Source organism: Proteiniphilum sp. UBA5463 (assembly GCF_002427225.1).
Classification (GTDB): Bacteria; Bacteroidota; Bacteroidia; order Bacteroidales; family Dysgonomonadaceae; genus Proteiniphilum; species Proteiniphilum propionicum.
Window position 1 is genome coordinate 70,286 of the sequence record NZ_DIQL01000040.1, and the last position, 20,146, is coordinate 90,431.

A 20,146-nucleotide genomic window follows, 5' to 3' on the forward strand; every position below is an offset into this window, starting at 1 on the left:
TAATTTATATGTTGTTTTATTGATATTTTTAATTTTTAAAGGGGTTGTATTTTTTCCCGCCTCCTGTAAACTCAGAGTTGTTGTAAAATTCAACAAACGTAAGCCGCAAGGGATGTACAAATGCTCCGAGTGCGTTCATGAATATGGTTATGGCGTGTCCGATAACGAAGATAAGGACAGTTACTACCGGTCCTAAGATAGCTTTATCGGGACTCATTCCGGTAGCAAGGCTTGTGAATACACTTGCCAGAATGCCTCCCGACAGCCCCAGCGCGAAAAGGCGTACATAAGATAAAACATCTCCCAGCAATCCGGTGGCCATATTGTATGTATCCCATAAAGACAGCCCAATATTTACGAAAATATTCTTTCCGGGAGAGTTAAAGAATATAATAGGTATTGCAGATGACATCATAACAATATTATGTGCAGTACCACCCATTTGCAAAAAATTCGGGAACAGATAAGCTACGATTATACTCAGTAGTAGTGTAAACCAACCTATTGTAGATACAGCATAGGGAAAACCGAACTGTTTTATCCGGTTTATACATTTCATGACCATGCCAAACATAATCTGAATTATTCCTAGAACGAGTGAGAGAATAAACATTTGTGAATTGTCAAAAAAGATCTGATCTTTCATATTCCGGAAGAACGGAGCGTTGATATCATAAATGTTATAACCGAAAAAACCACCGGTAAGCAGGCCGCATACCATTGTGGAGGCACCCAGTATCTGTACAAGAGTCATGATGCCTTTAAGTGATTTTTCTATTTTGTCCTTTTTCAGAATTTTTATAAGTGTTCCCAAGATAAAGAGGAAAGCACCATAACCTATGTCACCCAGCGCCAATCCGAAAAAAATCATGTAAAACGGCGCAAAGAAAGGAGTCAGGTCCACCTCATTATACTTTGGCATCATATAGAGTTCGGCAATAGGCTCGAACATACGAGAAAATCTATTGTTTTTGAACTTAATTGGCACATCGTCTCCGGGCAATGGATCAGAAGTTTCAAAATATACACTTTCTTTGGCAAGGTAGCCGGTGATCTCTTTAACATTGTCTTCCGGAGCCCAGCCCTGCAGCAGTATTATTTTGTTGTCAGCCACAGGAGTGGAGCTTTGAACAGCCTTGGTAAATACAATTTTATCTTCAAGCTTCTTTATTGCACCCTTCACCGATGGCAGGTCGTCAGACATCTTTTCAAGTGCTTCATCCTGATGCCTGATCTTCTCCTTTATAGACTCTATCAGCTTGTTTAGCGATTCCAATGACACATCTGGCATCTTAACCTCTTCAATGTTAAGTAGTTCTGCCATATTATTATTTTTTGTCACCGTAACAAAATAGGTCCTTGAAGACTCTTTATTTATGACAACTGCATCGTAAAGTGTTTCCCACTCCTTATCATATTGATTGTCCGGAGCAATGAAGAAGTTGATCCGGTATCCGGCTCTCTCAAGTTTTTTAATATTTTCCGGATCAAAGTTACCCCATGGTTTCAGTAAGTTGCTCTCTTTTATACTGACCTGGAGCTGCTGGTTGAGTGACGACTTGAAGTTCTCTATCTTCTCTATCTCTTCAGGGATTCGTTGGCCGAGTTCGATATCCGGCTCATTGAAAGAATCTTCATTGTTATTATCTCTATATCTTTTCAGAGTCTTTACTGCTCCTTCAAGTTGTTTTAATTTAGAAGTGTATGGATAGAGTTCTTCTTCGTCAAGTTCAGTCCGGTCCTGTTCTACAATATGGATCATTCCCAAATTGCGCAGTTCTATTAGGAACTGTTCATAATCTTTATGGAAAGCCAAAAAGATAAATTTTTTCATTTTTGCTACCATATTTCTTCTCCTTTCTCCCTTTTTCTTTCCTGTTGAGAACGCATAATCTTTTGTGATGATTTGGAGAGATTCTCCTCATCTTCAAGGTAACGTTTGATTTTCAAAATCGCTTCCTGATATCCCGGTATCTGTACCTTCTCGAATAGGTTCACTTTTTGGGTTGTTTTCTTCCTTGCATGTTCAAGGCGATTGAGCCTGATTTCATGAAAATCGCGGCGAATAGCTGTCTCGGCAAGCTCTTCAAGAGTTTTCACCCCGTCGAGAAACCATTTCGGGCGGCTGAACAGGCTGAACTGTTTGATTTCGAAATCAACACTGTCAAGCATGGGAATCAGCACTCCCGCAATTTTCCTCTTCGAAAGATGCACATCTTTAACACTTATCAGGCTGGGATCGAATTCAATCCACATTCCCATCATCTTCTTGTATGAAATCACCTTTGCCTCAAGATCTTTTTCAAGCAATTTGATTTCATCTTTGGCTCTTTTTACCTCCGTCCGAAGTGCTGTCTCCTTATTCTGCAAGGTGGGAAGTGCCCTCTCACGTACAGTCAGTTGTTTTTCAAGCAGCTGACGGGAAGTTTTATTATATTGAAATTTAATAGCCATTTTTTATTTCCAATACTTATCCACTAACTCTTGTTTCATATTAACCTCGGTTGGTTTGAAGTATTTTGAAAGCAGCTCCCAAGTTTTATCAAGCATCTCCACCGTATTTAGATTTACGTTTATAGCAAGTATGTATTCTGAATAATCTTTCGCGAACGACAATGTCCGCTGATCATAATCGGTCAGATCGAAGCCGTTTTCCAGTTTGGTTTTAGCATTTGCAGCGTCGGCATAAAGTCTTACTGCTGCATTCATCAATTGCGGATGATCGTCCCTCGTTTTCTTGCCCTGTACAAGTTGTTTTAGTCGCGAGAGAGAGCGGAATGGATCAACAATAACCTTTCCCACATCGCTGTCGAGGCGCAGGAAGAGTTGTCCCTCAGTAATATATCCCGTATTATCAGGGACTGCGTGAGTAATATCACCTCCTGAAAGTGTGGTAACTGCAATAATGGTTATAGAGCCTCCTGAAGGGAACTGGGCCGCTTTCTCGTATATTTTGGCCAGGTCGGAGTATAGCGATCCGGGCATTGAATCCTTCGACGGGATCTGATCCATGCGGTTTGACACAATAGATAGAGCATCGGCATATGAGGTCATATCTGTAAGCAGCACCAGCACCTTCTCGTTTTTATCGACTGCGAAATATTCAGCTGCCGTCAATGCCATATCTGGTACCAGGAGCCGTTCTACAGCAGGGTCTTCGGTGGTGTTCATAAAAGAGATGATCCGGTTTAATGCACCAGCGTTACTGAATACATTCTTGAAGTAAAGGTAGTCATCGTTTGTCATCCCCATCCCCCCCAGAATAATCTTGTCGGTCTCTGCACGAAGGGCCACTGTAGCCATTACCTGGTTGAACGGTTGGTCAGGATCGGCAAAGAAAGGTATCTTCTGTCCCGATACAAGCGTATTGTTCAGGTCTATACCTGAAATTCCCGTTGCTATAAGCTCCGAAGGTTGTTTCCTTCTTACAGGGTTAACAGAAGGGCCACCGATGGGACGCTCTTCACCTTCGGGTACCGGGCCGCCGTCTATGGGATCACCGTAAGCATTGAAAAAACGGCCTGCAAGTTGATCGCTTACCTTAAGAGAGGGTGATTTTCCCATGAAAATCACTTCGGCATTGGTTGATATACCTTCGGTACCCCCAAAAATCTGCAGAGTAACCTCGTCGCCCATTATTTTTACTACCTGTGCCAGTCGCCCTTCCACTGTAGCCAGTTCATCATAACCTACATTGGTTGCTCTCACAGAGCAGGTGGCTTTCGTGATTTGGGTAATTTGCGTATATATTTTCTGAAATGCTTTTGCCATAACTTCAATCTATTTTTTGATAAGCCAATTGGTTCAGCTTGCTGTAGTATTTATTAAACCTCTCTGATTTGAATTCTGAGTAATTCATCTGTCTGCCGGTATTTATCACCTTCTTGAAAAAATCAGCCACATCGTTGAAGTTGTCAAATTCGAAATCGGTGCGACAGATATCGATTACCAGGTCAAGAATATATTTCTGACGTTCTATTGGTGTAACTGCATCAATATCATCAAATGCATCTTGCTGCAATATGATGAAATCTATCAATTCAGATTTCCAGAATGTAATATGATACTCTACCGGCACGCCGTCATCTCCCAGAATATTTATCTGTTCGGCAATCTCCTTTCCACGAAGGAGGCGGGTCTTTGCCTCATTTACTTTTTCTGTCCAGTCGGTTGATATATGCTCAGAAATATACTCTTCAAACTCAGGATATTCAATATATTTCGAATATGATTCTATAGGGTTGATAGCAGGATACCTTTTTTTATCGGCACGATCCTGTTCAAGTGCGTAATAACAACGGGCAACCTTTTTTGTGTTTTCGGTCACCGGCTCTTTGAGGTTACCCCCAGCGGGTGATACTGTACCGATAAAGGTAATTGATCCCTCCTTGTCATTATTCAGGATCACGTGCCCTGCCCGGCCATAGAAATTGGATATAATAGCTGAGAGGTCCATAGGAAAGGCATCGGGGCCCGGTAGCTCTTCCAGCCGGTTACTCATCTCACGCAACGCTTGTGCCCAACGTGAAGTAGAGTCCGCCATCAGAAGTACTTTCAAGCCCATTGAACGGTAATATTCACCAATTGTCATAGCTGTATAGACCGAAGCTTCACGTGCCGCCACAGGCATGTTTGAAGTGTTTGCTATTATGATTGTACGCTCCATAAGCTTGCGCCCGGTGTGCGGATCAACAAGTTCGGGAAATTCAGTAAAGATCTCCACAACCTCGTTTGCACGTTCACCACATGCGGCTATGATTACTATATCGGCCTCTGCCTGTTTTGAGATGGCGTGCTGAAGCACAGTTTTTCCGGTGCCGAAAGCCCCTGGAATAAATCCCGTTCCACCTTCCACTATCGGATTCAGGGTATCTATGGAGCGAACACCCGTTTCTAGCAACCTGTATGGCCTTGGTTTCTCTTTATAAGCTGTGAGGGGTATTTTTACGGGCCATCGCTGAATCATATTCAGCTCCGTTTCATTGCCGTTTTGGTCTTCCACCACTGCTACTGTTTTATAGATATTGTAATCTCCTTCCTTCGCAATGCTTTTAATGATGTACTCATCTTTCATCTTAAAGGGAACCATAATCTTATGAGGTTGATAGTTCTCGTCCACCTCACCCAGCCAGGATCCCGCGGTTACCTTTTCCCCCGGTTTGGCAATAGGTTTAAAATGCCATAGCTTCTCTTCATCGAGTGGGAATGTGTACTCACCGCGTTTCAGGAAAACACCATCCATTTTATCAAGATCGTTCTCCAACCCGTCGAGGTTCCGCTCAAGGAGCCCGGGTCCCAGTACTACCTCAAGCATATGGCCCTGAAATTCCACTTCTGCTCCTACAGTAAGTCCACGTGTGCTTTCGAAAACCTGAATGTAGGCATTCTTTCCGATTACCTTGATAACTTCCGACATCAATCTGGTCCCATCCAGATCGATGTAAGCGATCTCATTTTGAGCAACAGGCCCATCCGCATCAACGATGACTAGATTGGATATGATCCCTTTAACTATTCCTTTTGTCAACATATATGTTTTTTTAATTTGTATCGGTATTAAAATTCTTCCGGTAGGTTTGTCTGATTCTTCAGATTGGAAATAATTTCCCGAAATACACGTTCACCTTCTTTCGCGTTTAGCTTCACCCAACGTTCAAGGATTTGAAGTTTACATAGATAGGCGAATATGTATTCGATGTTGAAGTAGTCGAAAACGGTGTTCTCTTCAAGCCAGTTCCATCTGAACCTATCGGCCTTTCGCTCACGTTCATAAATATCCGATTCCTCTGATATGCGCTGTATAGTATCGAAATATTCCAGTTCACGACTAAGCCCGAAATCGCGTATGTTGGCATTATCTTTAATTATTTTTGCGATTTTATTACTTCCAACTATCACTTTTGTGATATCTATACCATATTTTTTTGCATAGATTGCCGCGAGTATATTCCCGATATTCAGGTTGAGTTCGAACCATTCAGAAATCAGGCTGTTTTTAACTTCTATCCCATAGTCCATAAACAGGGAGGTGAGCAAATCTTCCCACAACCTTCCTCCTTGGGGCTGCCCTTCCTCACTTAACCATATCCGGATAAATTTTTCGAAATAGGGCGGTATTTTTTTATTTGTGACAGGAAGATCTTCTTTTACTCTTTCTAATGTTTCCAGTATATCTTCACGCGATAATTTTCCTGCAGGGTTCAGATCTGAATCTTTTTTTTTCAACAGTGTGAACAGATTCTCATTATCTGTCTTCAGGAAATATTTGCTCAATAGCTTCTGATCTGCCTGTTTTAATTCTGTGTCGAGCATTGATCTGAATTCTTCCACAGTGAAGGGAAGCTTCATGCTGTCGAAAGTGAAATCTGGCAGTCCGGATATAAAGTAGTAATATTGATTTTTAAAAAGCATATGCAAAATCAAACCGGTAATGGGGAGATAAAAATCTCCTGTGTTAAAATAGAAGTTTTTGAATCTGAGGACGCAAGAACTCTCTGAAATATTCGATAAACTCCTCTTCTCCGAATTTTACTTTGTAGGAACCATCTTCAGGAGATAGTGTGAATCCTGTTTTAATACCACTCACTGTCTCAATCTTTAATCCTTTATCCAGGAGATTTTTGGCATTGGAGGCGATGTACGACTCAAGCTCCTTAGGATTTTTAACCCCAATAGTTAAGGTTTCATCCTTAGACCAGTTCTGTATCAGCTCCACTATCAGTTTCTGCATAAAGGTTTTGTCCTCAACGGCAGCCTTCACATTCATCGAGGCCAGCTTGTCAGTTACGATGTTGGTAATCTCCGTTTTGAGTGCCTCGGAAGACTGAGCTGCGAACAGTTTTAGTTCCGCTTCGGTATGGCTTTTTAATTCTGCACTTTTCTTTTGGGCTGCAGCAATAATTTCAGCCGCCTCAGTTTTTGCTTCATCCAATATTTGCTGCTTTAAAGCTGTGGCTTCCGTAACTATTCTGTCGGCTTCTTCTTTGCCTTTCTCCACACCCTCGGAGTACAATTTTGAGGTAAGTTCCTGAATCTTATCCATATAGTAATATAATGATTTTATTTTTTTGAGCCCGGGAAGTCGATATTCCAACCTTTCGGATATGGATTACCGGCACAATGCTGAAAATGCAAAGTGAACCCGCAAATTTACAAAAAATAATGCAGAATTGTAATTTAATCAAATCAAAAATACCTGAATCGTACATTTATAAGTTTCAGGCTGCATTATTTTCGGATGAATTGTCGTTTTCACCATCTCTTTTTATTTGGCACTGTTTTTGCTTTTAATAGAACTATGGACAGGAAAATCTTCAGGCTTGCCATTCCAAATATTATTACCAACATTACCGTTCCATTACTGGGGATGATTGATATTGCCATTGCAGGCAGGCTTGGCTCCGCAGTGTATATTGGTGCCATAGCCCTTGGTGCAAATATTTTTAACATGATTTACTGGAACTTTGGGTTTCTGAGGATGAGTTCAAGCGGTTTCGCCGCGCAGGCATACGGAGCAAGGGATCTATCGGAAGTTATGAACGTATTTATCCGTTCTCTGGCCATAGGGCTGGGAGTTGGCCTTATCATTGTTTTATTGCAATATCCCATTGGTGAGCTGGCTATTACTTTTATAAAGTCGGGCCCTGAGTCAGCAGAGCACGTGAAGAGCTATTTTCGTATTGTGGTGTGGGGAGCGCCGGCAGTGTTGGGGATGTATGCCTTTAAGGGGTGGTTCATTGGTATGCAGAATGCAAGAATTCCCATGGTCATCGCCATCCTTAATAATCTGCTCAACATTTTGTTAAGCATGGTTTTTGTTTTTGGTTTCGGGATGAAGATCGAAGGAATTGCGTTAGGTACAGTGTTATCGCAACTAATTTCGCTACTGGCAGCAGCAGGCCTTTGGTGGAAGTATTACAGACGCCTTGTGGAATATGTCAGGAAGGAGACTGTTTGGGACAGGCAGGCTATTCGTCAATACTTCAGGGTAAACAGTGATATTTTTGTACGTACTTTTTTGTTGACTTTAGTTACCACTTTTTTCACCTTTGCCTCTTCGGGGATGGGAGAGGCCATATTGGCAGTCAATGCCCTTCTGATGCAGTTTTTCATGCTCTTTTCCTATTTTATGGATGGTTTTGCCTATGCCGGTGAGGCCCTGACCGGTCGGTTTATCGGTTCTAAAAACCGGGAATACCTTCAGTGGATGATCCGTAGGATATTTTTCTGGGGGACTGTGGTGAGCCTTGTTGCCGTAATAGTTTATCTGATCTTTCCTTCTCAGATACTGCATATCATGACCAACGACCTTTATATTATTGAGCGAACCAAAGATTTCATGTTTTGGACATTGCTTATCCCCGTTGCCGGCTTTGCTGCTTTTCTGTGGGACGGTATTTTTATCGGTGCTACGGCTTCCGCACAGATGCGTAATGCCATGATACTCTCTTCTGCGCTTTTTTTTGCCTGCTATTTTATTATGTCCCCACTGTGGGGCAATAATGGACTCTGGCTTTCTTTTATCCTCTACCTGCTGGTAAGAGGTGTTATGCAAACCATCTGGTCGCGGAAAGCTTTGTCTTTTTAATGCGATAGCTTGTTCTTAAAAAACCTTAAAATAGAAAATGATTATTTATAATAGCCTGAATATTAATGCCTATTTCAGCTAGCTTCTGCATTATCTGTTATCATTAACATCCTACTCCAGGTATCTACCTATTTTGCCACTGATCTGAAGCAGTGAGATCTCATAAAGCTTTGTGTTGTATTGCGCTGTTAAGAGTCGCTGTTCTGCTTCTAGCAGGCTATTTTGAGCCTCACGCAGTTCCAGCCCGGAGAGATCTCCGATCTTATACCGTTCCATGGCTATCTCGTAATTCAGTTCTGCATTTTCAAGGCTTTCGGACTCCAGCTTTGCCAACTCAATATTGTTCTGGTAAGCCATCCACATATTAGCAAAATCGCTTTGTATTGCAAGTTTACTTCTATCTATTTCCAGTTCCCTGTTTTGAATGGATATTTTTGCATTCTTCTGTTCTCTTCTGCGGTTGAATCCATCGAAGAGTGTGTATCCTAACGTAAGCCCGGCTGAAGGGCCCCAGTTGCGCTGCCTGTCAATAGACCCAGTGTTGTAGTTGTAATTGGTGAACCCGTATCCGGTATTCAAACGGAGATAGGGATAGTTCCTGCTTTGCAGTTTTTTTAGTTCAAGCTCACTCAATGTTTTGTTCTTTTGTGTGAGTAGTAGCAGAGTGTTTTGCTGTAATGAAGCATCAAGAAGCTCATCCTGCGACAACATTGTATCGAAAAGGATGGTGGTATCTTCTGCCATGAAATTCCTGTTTACATCCACTCCCATCAGCTCGTTGAGCCTTATACGGGATCTGTTCAGTATCTCGTATTGCTGTATAAGCTGAGAGCTGTCGGCATTAAAATAGACGCGGGCCTGTTGAAGGTCGAGGCGCGATAACGACCCAACCTGATAACGTGCCTCCACGATGCGTAATCGCTCCCTTGAAAGCGCTACGGCATATTGGAGATTACCTAGGCGGATCTGCTGTTGTACATAGTTGTAGTATTCAGCTGTTAAATTGGCTATGAGGTTCTCTAAAGACAGGCGGGTATTCAGTTCACCTACTGTCTGCAACTCCTGTAGCCGCTTATAGTTTGTTTGCACGCGGAAGCCCTCAAATAGAGTCCAGCTCAGGTTAACCGATGCATCAAGAGCCTGTGTGCCGGAGTTGCGGGTTTTTACAATATCTCCGCCTCCGGAGGGTGACTGATTGGTGTTGCTGCTACGCATGCTATACCCCGAATTAAGGTTTACATCCGGTAAGAAGCCGGCATTCCCCGGAGTGACATTGTTATCAGAGATCATTTCTTCATTGCGTGCTATCCGCAGGTCGTAATTATTCTCAATCCCAATCCTCAGGCATTCCTGCAGGTTTATCACACTTTGCGGTGATGTGATGAAAGGAATAAAGAAAAACAGTAACGACAGCACCTCTTTTATCTTCTTACTCATGTTGCAGTTTCTCATTATTTTTCTTCTTTTCTTTTGCTTTCCTGTCGGTGGAGAGATACATATACATTGCAGGTATGAGGTACAGGGTGAGCAGCGTGGAGATAAGCAGCCCGCCTACAACTACTGTCCCCATCGCGATCCTGCCGTTCGCTCCCTCGCCTGTGGCGAACATAAGTGGAAGCAGACCGAGAACGGTTGAGATGCTCGTCATAAGTATCGGGCGAAACCTCTGTACTGAAGCCTCCACGATTGCCTGGCTCTTGTCAAGGCCGGCAGCCTGGCGCTGGTTAGCAAACTCAACGATGAGGATACCGTTCTTGGTAACCAGGCCAATAAGCATTATCAACCCTATCTGGCTGTAGATATTCATTGTCACCCCGGTTATCCACATGAACAACAGTGCACCGAAAAGTGCCAGCGGAACAGTAAACATTATGACAAACGGGTCTTTGAAGCTCTCAAACTGAGCCGCCATCACGAGGAAGATCAGCAATAGAGCCAGCCCGAAAGCAAAGAGAAGGCTCGATGAACTCTCCCGGAAATTTCTCGACTCCCCCTCAAGGGCTGTCCTGAATGAATCGTCAAGCACTTCAGTTGCTATCCTGTCCATCTCTTCCAGTCCCTCCCCCAATGAATATCCGGGTGCAAGCCCTGCTGATATCGTTGCGGAGTTAAACCGGTTATACCTGTATAGCTGAGGGGGGGCGACCGACTCTTGGAGTTTGACAAGGTTATCCATCTGGATCATCCGCCTGTCTGAATTTTTGATATAGATGGTTTTCAGGTCTACAGGTTTATTTCTCTGCTGACGGTTTATCTCTCCAAGAATCTGGTACTGTTTGCCGTTCATGTAAAAATAACCCATTCGTTGCCCGCTTAGAGCGTATTGCAAAGTCTGGCCGATGTCGCGGGTACTTACTCCCAGCATGGCTGCTTTATCTCGGTCTATCAGTATGCGTGTTTCGGGTTTGGTGAACTTCAAATCCACATCGGCCATCTGGAAGTAGGAGCTTGCATTTACCTTTTCCATGAAAAGGGGGATGAACTCCTGCAGCTTCTCAATATTGGGAGCTTGCAGCACATACTGGATGGGCATTCCGGCACGCCGCCCTCCAAAAGTAGACTGTTGCTGTACGAAGGCACGGGCAGCCGTTTCATTCCTTACGGCACGGGAAAGAGCATCGGCAATCTCCATCTGACTTCGTTCACGCTTATCCATATCAGGCAATACCAGCCGGACCATTCCGAACCCGCTTCGGGTCATGGTTATATTTGATTCTCTTTCTGGCGCGATAGAATCGGAAATATATGAGATCCGGTCGGTGTAGTCCCGTACAAATTCATAGGTTGCACCTTCAGGGGCGGAACTTCTGATTATCACCTGCGAACGATCCTCAAGTGGAGCCATCTCGGCCGGTATGATTCCCTGGAAGAGAACAATGAGTATTGCCGAAATAATAACTACCGGCAAGACGAGCCATTTTTTGTTTAGAAACAGATTCAGGGAGTTATTGTATATACTGTTCATCCCCTTGAAAAAAAGCTCTGACTTTTGATAGAGTTTCGATGGCTTTCGTTTCCTCTTTAACATTTTTGATGAGAGCATGGGGACGAAAGACAAAGCTACAAATGAAGAGATGATAACGGCACCTGAAATAACAATGCTGAATTCCCTGAATAATCTTCCTGTCAGCCCTTCAAGAAAAACAATAGGAAAGAAGATAGCCACCAGCGTTACTGTTGTAGATACCACTGCAAAGAATATCTCTTTGGACCCTGTGATGGATGCCTGCCCGGGGTCCATCCCATTCTCAACCTTCTGATAGATATTCTCAGTTACTACTATGGCGTCGTCAACCACCAGACCGACTGCCAGTACTACCGCCAGCATCGACAATACATTGATTGAGAATCCCGCCAGATACATCACGAAGAATATACCGATAAGTGATATAGGTATTACCAGTGCCGGGATAAGGGTGACACGCCAGTTACGAAGGAAGACGAATATGATGAAAACCACCAGGATAAAAGCAATGATTACAGTTACTTGCACCTCCTCGATGGATGCCCTGATAAATTTAGTGTTGTCGAAAGCTACATCCAGAACCACATCCTCAGGGAGATCTTTTTTCATCTGGTCCATGCGTAATCTCACCTGATCGGCAATACTTATATGGTTGGCCCCCGGCTGGGGTATTATAACGCAGCTCACCATGGGAACGCCGTTCCTGCGAAGGATATTTTGACGGTTGGCTGCATCCAGCTCGGCATACCCTACATCCCTGAAGCGTACTATCCGGAAATTATCTTCTATCAGGATTAAATTGTTAAAATCTTCCGGCGTCTGCATCAATCCCATTGTGCGGATCGACTGTTCTATGTGGTCTCCTTCTATACTGCCTGCAGGAAGTTCAATATTCTCCCTGTCAAGGGCATTTTTTATGTCCATGGGAGTGATATTGTATGCTGCCATTTTTATGGGATCAAGCCACAAGCGCATGGCGTATCTGTATTCTCCCCAAATCTCAACTGCACTTACGTTGGAGATGGTTTGTAGACGCTCCTTGACGGTAAGGTCGGCGATCTCAGAGAGCTCAAGCATAGAACGGACCGGGCTCTGCACTGTAATCTGCATGATTGGGTCAGAATCGGCATCAGCTTTCGAAACTGTGGGAGGATCGGCATCTCGCGGCAGGTAGCGCTGTGCTATGGAAACTTTGTCTCTCACGTCGTTCGCTGCTGTTTCCATATCTACGCTTAACTCGAACTCCACTGTTATCCGGCAGCTTCCCTGGCTGCTCCGGCTTATAAGGGAACGGATCCCGGGAATTCCGTTGATGTGCTGTTCGAGTGGTTCAGTGATCTGATTCTCTATCACATCGGCATTGGCTCCGGGGTAGGAAACATGAACGGTGATGATTGGGTTATCAACGTTCGGGTACTCGCGTACAGCCAGGCCGGTGTAACCAATGAGCCCGAAAATAATGATGATAAGGATCATCACTGTGGCAAGTACCGGGCGTTTTATGCTTAATTCTGATAGATTCATCTCTTTTATTCGGCAGTGTTTTCAACCATTGCATCTATTCTGACAGGCATTCCGCTTCTCAGCTGCATCACACCTGTGGTCAGCAGTGTGTCCCCGATTGACAAGCCGTCAATGATTTCCACTGAGGATGATGTGCGCAAACCTGTTACAACTTCAACCTCTTTCGCTTTGCCATTATCATATATATAAGCAATATCACGTCCCATCTCCTTGATGCTGGAGATGCTTGGGATTACGATGGCATTATCTATCTGGTCAAGCTGAATTTGAATGCTTGCAGACTGTCCCGGCTTAATTTTCCCGCCGGAATTTGTATAACGGGCACGAGCAAACAGGCTGAGCGTCTGCATATCTAAACGCGACTCAATAGCGTAAACAGTTGCTTTGTATACCTCTAGGTTATTTTCAACCCTAAAAGCTATTTCTGTACCGGGCTTTATAAGATTCACAAAATTCTGGGTGAGTGAAAATTCTATTTTAAGAGGTGATATCTTTGTTAATGTGGCTATCACTACTGAGGGGGAGGCGTATGCACCTTCGCTGACTTGCCTTAGCCCGATAACACCACTGAAAGGGGCACGCAGTTCAGTTTGGCGGATACGTGCTTTTACAAGTTCAATGTCGGCCATGAGTGTTTCGAGCTGTGTGGTAACTGCCTGATAAGTCTCCTGGCTGATAGCATCTTTTTCCAGCAGTGTCTGCTGACGGAATACTCTGTCCCTGGCAAGCGGCAGTTGAGTCTCCAGTTTTTTGAGTTCGGCCTGTAAAGGTTCGTCGTTCACTTTCGCCAGCAAGGATCCTTTTTCCACAAAAGAACCTTCTAGAAAGTAGATGCCGGTTATTTTTCCTGACGACTCGAAAGTGAGATCTACCTCTTCATCAGGGAGCAGGACGCCGGTTACTCGAAACATGTTGTTCAATGACTGAGGCTTCAACACTGTTGCATTTACCACCAGGCCAGATCTGTCGGCATTGCTCATTGTTTGTCTTGAATTCTGAGAAGGATTTTCGGAAGCAAGCAGTTTCCGGATTTTTGGATAAAGAGCCATTGCCAGAATCAATACAGCGATGGATATAAAGACAGCTATTTTGGTTTTTCTATTCATATCGATGTATAAAATTCCTCAAAAATACCCTTTAAAACCGATAAAAGGGAGTTGATGATGTCGATTTTAGTTTTTTTAGTTCATAAAATAGACATATCACTGAATTAAATCGATGAAACGGTTGGGAAACGAATTTTTCTAACTATTTTTGACATTTGTATAAATGAGCCTGTTCCGAAAGTTCTGAATATCAGAAATGATTATTTTATTGCATTCAATAATATTATCTATTTTGGTCCGCATCAATTAAAGAGACTTTTAGGAGAGGCTCATAAAATGAAAATTAAAATTGATCATGACAGAGTTAAATTTGAAAAAACTGTTTTTCGTGTTTGCGTGTATTATGAGCAGTGTTTTTATTACAGTAGCACAGGACTGGGCAAACCTGAATCGCTTCAGGGAGGAAAATGCAAAACTGGGACCCGCGAGAACCTGCGACGACCGGGTTGTATTTATGGGAAATTCAATCACTGAGGGGTGGATAAACCTGGTCCCGGAGTTTTTTGCCGATCGCTCCTATATCAACAGGGGAATAAGCGGCCAAACCACACCGCAGATGTTGATACGTTTCCGCCAGGATGTACTCAATCTATGGCCTAAGGTGGTGGTTATACTTGCAGGTACCAATGATATAGCGGGTAATACCGGGCCATCAACACTTGAAATGATAGAGGATAATATCCATTCTATGGCAGAGCTTGCAAAGGCACATGGTATACAGGTGGTGCTGTGTTCGGTTCTTCCCGCTTATGACTATCCGTGGCGTACCGGGCTGGAGCCTGCTCCCAGGATTGTGGAGTTGAACAAACGGCTAAATAAGTATGCCGGAACGCATGGAGTGGTATATTGCGATTTTTTCCAGGCTATGGCTGATGAACGCAATGGATTACCCGAAGAACTCTCCGGTGATGGCGTGCATCCTAATAAAGCGGGTTATACCATCATGGCGCCCATCGTTGAAAATGCTATCGCCCGCGCCCTACTTATGTGGAAAGAATTTAAATAGCACTTGTGAGCGGCCAAAAGACGCTCTCCGGCCCTATAAAAACTGCTGAATTATAAGGGTGAGTTAATCACCCTTTTTTAGTCTCTTCGGCTTACATGCGTGCTTCTCTTTCTTTACCGTAGCTTCACATTTTTTACATATGAATCTTGCGTCCTCTTTAACTTTCAAATCTTTATCCTTACAGGCTGTTTTGCTCATAAAATATATTTGCATAAAAACAGCAGGCATAGAGTAATTGTTCAGTGGCATAGGTCGCTAAACAGCAATTCTTGCGTTTTTTTTACGGATCAATTAGAACATATTCTTTTGGTTCCCGTATGCCCGGAGCAGAAAAATATTGTCCCAGTTCGCCTTTTATTTTCACCTTTTTGTTTAGATTATCGGGATTTTCCTGCAAGTTCAATGCTTTCCTTAATGCTCCTGTTGGCAATTGCACCGGAATTATTTTATCTGTTTCCGTTTCATCTCTGTTATCTGCTAATGCAAGATTACTGGCTGAAGCATTTAATGTATCGGACGAAAAGGAACCCATGCTGCTGCCTGTAAATGCCCCGACAATATATCCTTCTACCCACACACCTGTTTTGCCCTGATAGTTCTGCGCTTCAAATATGGTAAAGGGTGAATCTTTAGATCCCTTTATGACTGGAGGTGTTTCCGTTGTCCTGCCTGCTGTCACATTAACAGAAGGCCCTTCTGCCCAGTCTGTTATTGAACCAAGTGTGATAGCTGCAATTTTATCTGTGAAAAGGGTAACGTTGTAGTTGTATTTTGTCGACTTATCAAAAGAATTTATTTCCAATGCATCCGCCAGGGGATATTTATATACCTCTTCATTATCCCCGATGATAAACCAGAGTTCTTTGTCCGTAAGAGTAGCTTCAGGGAGCAGGATACCTTCGGCAACTGATCCATCAGAGTTCACTCTGAGTGAAATATTTCCGTAATCGGAAGTGGCTGAAAGTGTTCCGGCCGCCAGGTCAAAAGATGCATTTATCCCTACATTCGTGATTATTACCTTAAGGTTACTTAAGTTTGCCGATTCGTGGTGTAATATGTTAAGTCCAATTTTCGACAACTGGTGTGAGAACAATAATCCGACATTAGGGTTTTTTGAATTAAAACTCTTCGCGTTGTTAGAATACATAAGGTCGAGAGCCGCCTGATTTTCCTGATTGCTCAGATCAACCAAATATGTAAAGTCAATAATATCTTCACGGTAAGGGTAGTAGCTGATAAAATCAACATCTGACCCGTCGAATGGGAAAGTGATTCCATCCGATTCATTTGATGGTATAAACGTTGTAGTACCCGTTGTCACATATTTTACATTCAAGGCAGAAGCCGATGAACTAAGCGTCTGCCCCGATTTTATCATATAAAGGCCAATAGCATCTCCTGCCTCCCATGAGGAGTTGGAAGCACGTGTTTTTATTCCTTCAATCTCTGCATTCAATTGAATTTCCCTGCTTGCCCTGGTTTTGTCTATTTTATCACCTTCACACGAGAGTAGGATAAAACAGATAATAGGCACAAATAGTCTACTTGCTTTTTTCATAAGGCCAATTGATTTATTGTTAATTAATAGGATACTCTCTTTTAACAGCTCAATATTATATCAACAGTTCGGTAAAAAATTCCACAGTATAATATAATCAATTGAATATCAACGCAAAAGGTTCTGTGGGAGATTCCAATAACCTTTAATTCTGATTGGAGGTGTATAAATATACATTTACCGGAATATTGTTATATAATTAAGACTAAAAATTGCAATATATTAACTAAATGTTAATAAGCAAATTATTTAAGGAAAAATAATATAAAAATACTGCGAGTTGAGTAAATATATAACAATTCTAAATAATGTTTTGAAAACAGGCCTTCGATTTACAAATAATTACTATGCTTTTTTTTCTAATGTATACATATTGAGTGCCTTTGGATGTAAATCGAATAAGGGACTGTTTTTTGAAAATGGGTGGTTGTGAGAAATTAATTTAATTAAAGAAAATGTTGTATTCTTGAAATCAATGACATTATTAAATATTAGATAACCGGTAAGCTCCTGAACCCAATTCTATTACAAGGCCCGAATCGGTTTCATTCACTTTTCGTATACCATTACCTTCTGGCTGTATTATTATTATCTCTTGGGGAAGTCTGACAATGGCTGATGTATTGGCAGGAATGGTAATTTCCCAGCTAAAGGAGCTTCCCTCTTTCAGCCATTCACTTTTAATCTCTCCATACACCGATCTATAAGAAGCTTTTACATGGGAGAGCCCTTCAGGGAATTTTGGCTCCATCAGCAGTTTTTTGTACGCCACACTTCCCGGATAGTTTTTTATTCCGGCAAGATCTTCATAATACCAGATAAGCAGATCACCTAACAGCATCACATGATTTCCCGAATTCATGGCCGGATCGGCAGTGTCGCCGTTCCAGAGTTCCCATATAGTGGTTGCTCCTTTCTCTATCATATATCCCCAGCTGGGATAAGATGTGTTTGTGGCAATTTTGTAAGCAAGGTCCACATTACCGTGTTGGGTAAGGCCTCTCATCAAGTGCTGGATACCCAAAACACCGGTGCTGACATGGCTGTCGAAATCTAATTCCGTTTTCCGTACGATGTTTTCAAACAGACGCTTTTCATATCCTTCCGGGGCCAGTCCCAGCTGTAGTGATAAGATATTTGCTGTAACGGTATTGTTATCGTATCGGGCTGAATCCGTATTGAAATAGGCCGCATTATACGCATTCCTGATGTTTGCAGCCAATTCTTCATATGCTGGAATATCGTCCCGATGCCCGGTGATCTCTGCAAACTCAGTCATCAGGTTCAGCAGACTGTAATACATAGTAGTACTTAATACGGGACCTGCAGTTTTTCTTGCCGGATCCGCCGAATGGATCAGGTCCTGTCTCTCGGGCGGCATACACCAGTCGCCATATGTATCTTTTGTCAATATGCAATCCTGCATCGATACTTCCTGAATTCTTTCCAGATAGCGCTTCATGGAAGGGTAGTGTTTTTTTATCGGTTCGCTGTTTCCGTAATGATAGTAAAGCATCTTGACGGCATAAAACCAGGCTGCCGGCCAGGTCACATCATCGTTGTAAATTGTCCAATAACGGGGCGATACTACAGATACGCTGCCTTCAGGGCTTTGAGAGTCTTCAATATCCTGTACCCATTTCCCGTAGAGCAATGCATTATCGAAAATAAATGCTTCGCCAAAACAGCCTGTGGCACGGTCGCCCAGCCACCCCTGGCGCTCGTCGCGTTGCGGACAGTCTGTTGGCATTCCCCGGTAATTACCACGAATACCCCAGTAGGCATTTTTGAATGTTTGATTGATGATCTCGTTTGAGGTCTTGAAATCTCCCGTTGTTTCCATTCTGTCATAGATTACCTTGCCTGAGAAGCTCGATAGATCGGGCCTTTCTTCAAGGCCGGTTATCTCTACGAAGCGGAAGCCGTGATAAACAAACGATGGCTCCCAGCTAAATGAGCCGTTTTCTCCGGGAATATACTTATCGGCTACTTTTGCACTGCGAATATTGGCGAGATATAGGGTGCTGTCAGGATTAAGCAGTTCGGCAAATCTGAAGGTTATGGGTTGATCTTTTTTTCCATATAGTTTTGTAATTTTTAGCCAGCCCACCATATTCTGTCCCATATCGAGAATAAATCTGCCGTCGTGAAGTTCGATCATACCGATGGGGCTGATCTCTTCCATTACCCGGATATTGGGGTTTGGTTGGGCGGTTAGTTTTCCTCCAGGATCTCCCATAATATCGACTGCTTCCCAGTTACTGTCATCAAATCCGGCTTTGTTCCATTGTGACATTTCCAGTCGTGCGTCATACTCCTCTCCATCGAATTCATTGTTAGCGATGATAGGCCCTTTAGAGGTTATTTTCCACGACTCGTCGCTCACAATAAGTTCAGATGTGCCATCGCTGTACTCTATCTCCAGCTGGGCCAGTAACCGGGGTAGGCCAAAAACCTGTGTATCCGATTGTCTCATCCCGAAATAGCGCCCGTTGCCCAGCTTCACGGCCAGCAGGTTCTCGTTTTTTTTCATTAGGGATGTTATATCGTATACGTTATAATACACCCGTTCAGGATACCATGATACTGTGGGAGCAAAAACATCTTCCGATACCCTTTTGCCGTTCAGGTAAGCTTCATAACTCCCGAGCCCTGAGACATAGAGCATAGCACGTCTTGCCTTTTTCCCGGCTGTGAAAAACTTGCGCAGGTATCGGGCGGCAAGCCGGGTACTTCCCTCTGCCGTTTCTCCCGGATTAGAGAGCCTATCCTCACCGATCCATTTTGCCTTCCACTCTGTTTTGTTTAGTATGCCCATACTCCAGTTATTGACGTCACTCCATCCTGTCTCACCATGATTGGTAGTCACTTTAACACGCCAGAAGTAGGCATAGCGGGATAAAAGCTTTTCGCCCTCGTAAGGAATAAGTACCGACAGGTCACTCTCTATGATGCCTGAATCCCATACCAAATTCTCCTCTTTGTTCAGATCATCTTCTGACCTGGCTGCCTGAATCCGGTAAGATTGCTGTACCAGATCGGGTATTGCCGAGGTGATCTGCCACGAAAAGCGGGGATTTGTTACTTCCACCCCTTCCGGGTTTTCCTGCATTTCAACTTTCAGGGAGACGACTTTCATTCGTGCTTCCTGACACCCTGCTATCAGAACTGTTAATATAAGTCCTATTAAAAAGTGAATGTTTTTCATCTGTTTTTATTTTTTCACACTATTCTTATATTGAGTATTACATGTTTTACATGCTGATTTTACAATATAGGTTGCCGAGAATGTGATGTTTGCATGTTTTGAAGGGTACCCGTGGCACGCAGGGTGTCGGAACAAGCCTTAAAACATCATCAGTCGGGCAGTTTAGTTTTAACCATGCTGTATGCGAGACCG

Annotated in this window: 13 protein-coding genes; 2 read left to right on the top strand and 11 right to left on the bottom strand. The window is 43.2% G+C overall.

The window, feature by feature from the left end; translation table 11 throughout:
* Positions 1 to 28 precede the first annotated feature (28 nt).
* From B3B27_RS06665 to B3B27_RS06690, 6 genes are read right to left on the bottom strand one after another with little or no spacing between them, the layout of a single operon-like run.
* On the bottom strand, positions 29 to 1,846 hold the full coding sequence (locus tag B3B27_RS06665) for a V-type ATP synthase subunit I (protein WP_238841529.1): 1,818 nt from the start codon (positions 1,844 to 1,846) through the stop codon (positions 29 to 31).
* The gene (locus B3B27_RS06670) at positions 1,840 to 2,454 is read right to left on the bottom strand and encodes a V-type ATP synthase subunit D (protein WP_238841530.1); all 615 of its coding nucleotides are present in this window, start codon (positions 2,452 to 2,454) and stop codon (positions 1,840 to 1,842) included. Before B3B27_RS06670 ends, B3B27_RS06665 begins: the two co-directional genes overlap by 7 nt.
* A gap of 3 nt (positions 2,455 to 2,457) precedes the next feature.
* Positions 2,458 to 3,771: a V-type ATP synthase subunit B gene (locus B3B27_RS06675; protein ID WP_238841531.1), complete on the bottom strand. Its 1,314-nt coding sequence runs from the start codon at positions 3,769 to 3,771 to the stop codon at positions 2,458 to 2,460.
* A gap of 4 nt (positions 3,772 to 3,775) precedes the next feature.
* The gene (locus tag B3B27_RS06680) at positions 3,776 to 5,530 is read right to left on the bottom strand and encodes a V-type ATP synthase subunit A (RefSeq protein WP_238841532.1); all 1,755 of its coding nucleotides are present in this window, start codon (positions 5,528 to 5,530) and stop codon (positions 3,776 to 3,778) included.
* Between the two features lie 26 nt (positions 5,531 to 5,556).
* Entirely contained in the window at positions 5,557 to 6,411 is an 855-nt protein-coding gene (locus B3B27_RS06685; RefSeq protein WP_238841533.1) for a DUF2764 family protein, read from the bottom strand.
* Between the two features lie 43 nt (positions 6,412 to 6,454).
* The gene (locus tag B3B27_RS06690) at positions 6,455 to 7,042 is read right to left on the bottom strand and encodes a hypothetical protein (protein ID WP_238841534.1); all 588 of its coding nucleotides are present in this window, start codon (positions 7,040 to 7,042) and stop codon (positions 6,455 to 6,457) included.
* 255 nt (positions 7,043 to 7,297) lie between these two features.
* Between B3B27_RS06690 and B3B27_RS06695 the strand changes: the two genes are divergently transcribed.
* Positions 7,298 to 8,587 carry an MATE family efflux transporter gene (locus tag B3B27_RS06695; protein WP_238841535.1) on the top strand — a complete coding sequence of 430 codons (1,290 nt, stop codon included), beginning with the start codon at positions 7,298 to 7,300 and terminating at the stop codon, positions 8,585 to 8,587.
* A gap of 111 nt (positions 8,588 to 8,698) precedes the next feature.
* Here B3B27_RS06695 and B3B27_RS06700 read toward each other — a convergent pair whose 3' ends face one another.
* Genes B3B27_RS06700 through B3B27_RS06710 form a run of 3 tightly spaced genes read right to left on the bottom strand, consistent with a single transcriptional unit; the run spans position 8,699 to position 14,182 of the window.
* Positions 8,699 to 10,024 (bottom strand): TolC family protein, encoded by a 1,326-nt coding sequence (locus B3B27_RS06700; protein ID WP_238841536.1) that lies wholly within the window; start codon positions 10,022 to 10,024, stop codon positions 8,699 to 8,701.
* On the bottom strand, positions 10,017 to 13,076 hold the full coding sequence (locus tag B3B27_RS06705; RefSeq protein WP_238841537.1) for an efflux RND transporter permease subunit: 3,060 nt from the start codon (positions 13,074 to 13,076) through the stop codon (positions 10,017 to 10,019). The genes B3B27_RS06700 and B3B27_RS06705 overlap by 8 nt, the downstream gene beginning before the upstream one ends.
* Before the next feature lie 5 nt (positions 13,077 to 13,081).
* Positions 13,082 to 14,182: an efflux RND transporter periplasmic adaptor subunit gene (locus B3B27_RS06710; RefSeq protein WP_238841538.1), complete on the bottom strand. Its 1,101-nt coding sequence runs from the start codon at positions 14,180 to 14,182 to the stop codon at positions 13,082 to 13,084.
* A gap of 295 nt (positions 14,183 to 14,477) precedes the next feature.
* Here B3B27_RS06710 and B3B27_RS06715 point away from each other — a divergent pair, with 295 nt between their 5' ends.
* The gene (locus B3B27_RS06715; protein WP_407681759.1) at positions 14,478 to 15,188 is read left to right on the top strand and encodes an SGNH/GDSL hydrolase family protein; all 711 of its coding nucleotides are present in this window, start codon (positions 14,478 to 14,480) and stop codon (positions 15,186 to 15,188) included.
* 280 nt (positions 15,189 to 15,468) lie between these two features.
* Here the strand turns inward: B3B27_RS06715 and B3B27_RS06720 are convergent, their stop codons facing one another.
* Positions 15,469 to 16,746 (bottom strand): fimbrillin family protein, encoded by a 1,278-nt coding sequence (locus B3B27_RS06720; protein WP_286847168.1) that lies wholly within the window; start codon positions 16,744 to 16,746, stop codon positions 15,469 to 15,471.
* Between the two features lie 484 nt (positions 16,747 to 17,230).
* Complete coding sequence (locus B3B27_RS06725; RefSeq protein ID WP_286847170.1) at positions 17,231 to 19,954, bottom strand: alpha-L-rhamnosidase; 2,724 nt, start codon at positions 19,952 to 19,954, stop codon at positions 17,231 to 17,233.
* Positions 19,955 to 20,146 lie beyond the last annotated feature (192 nt).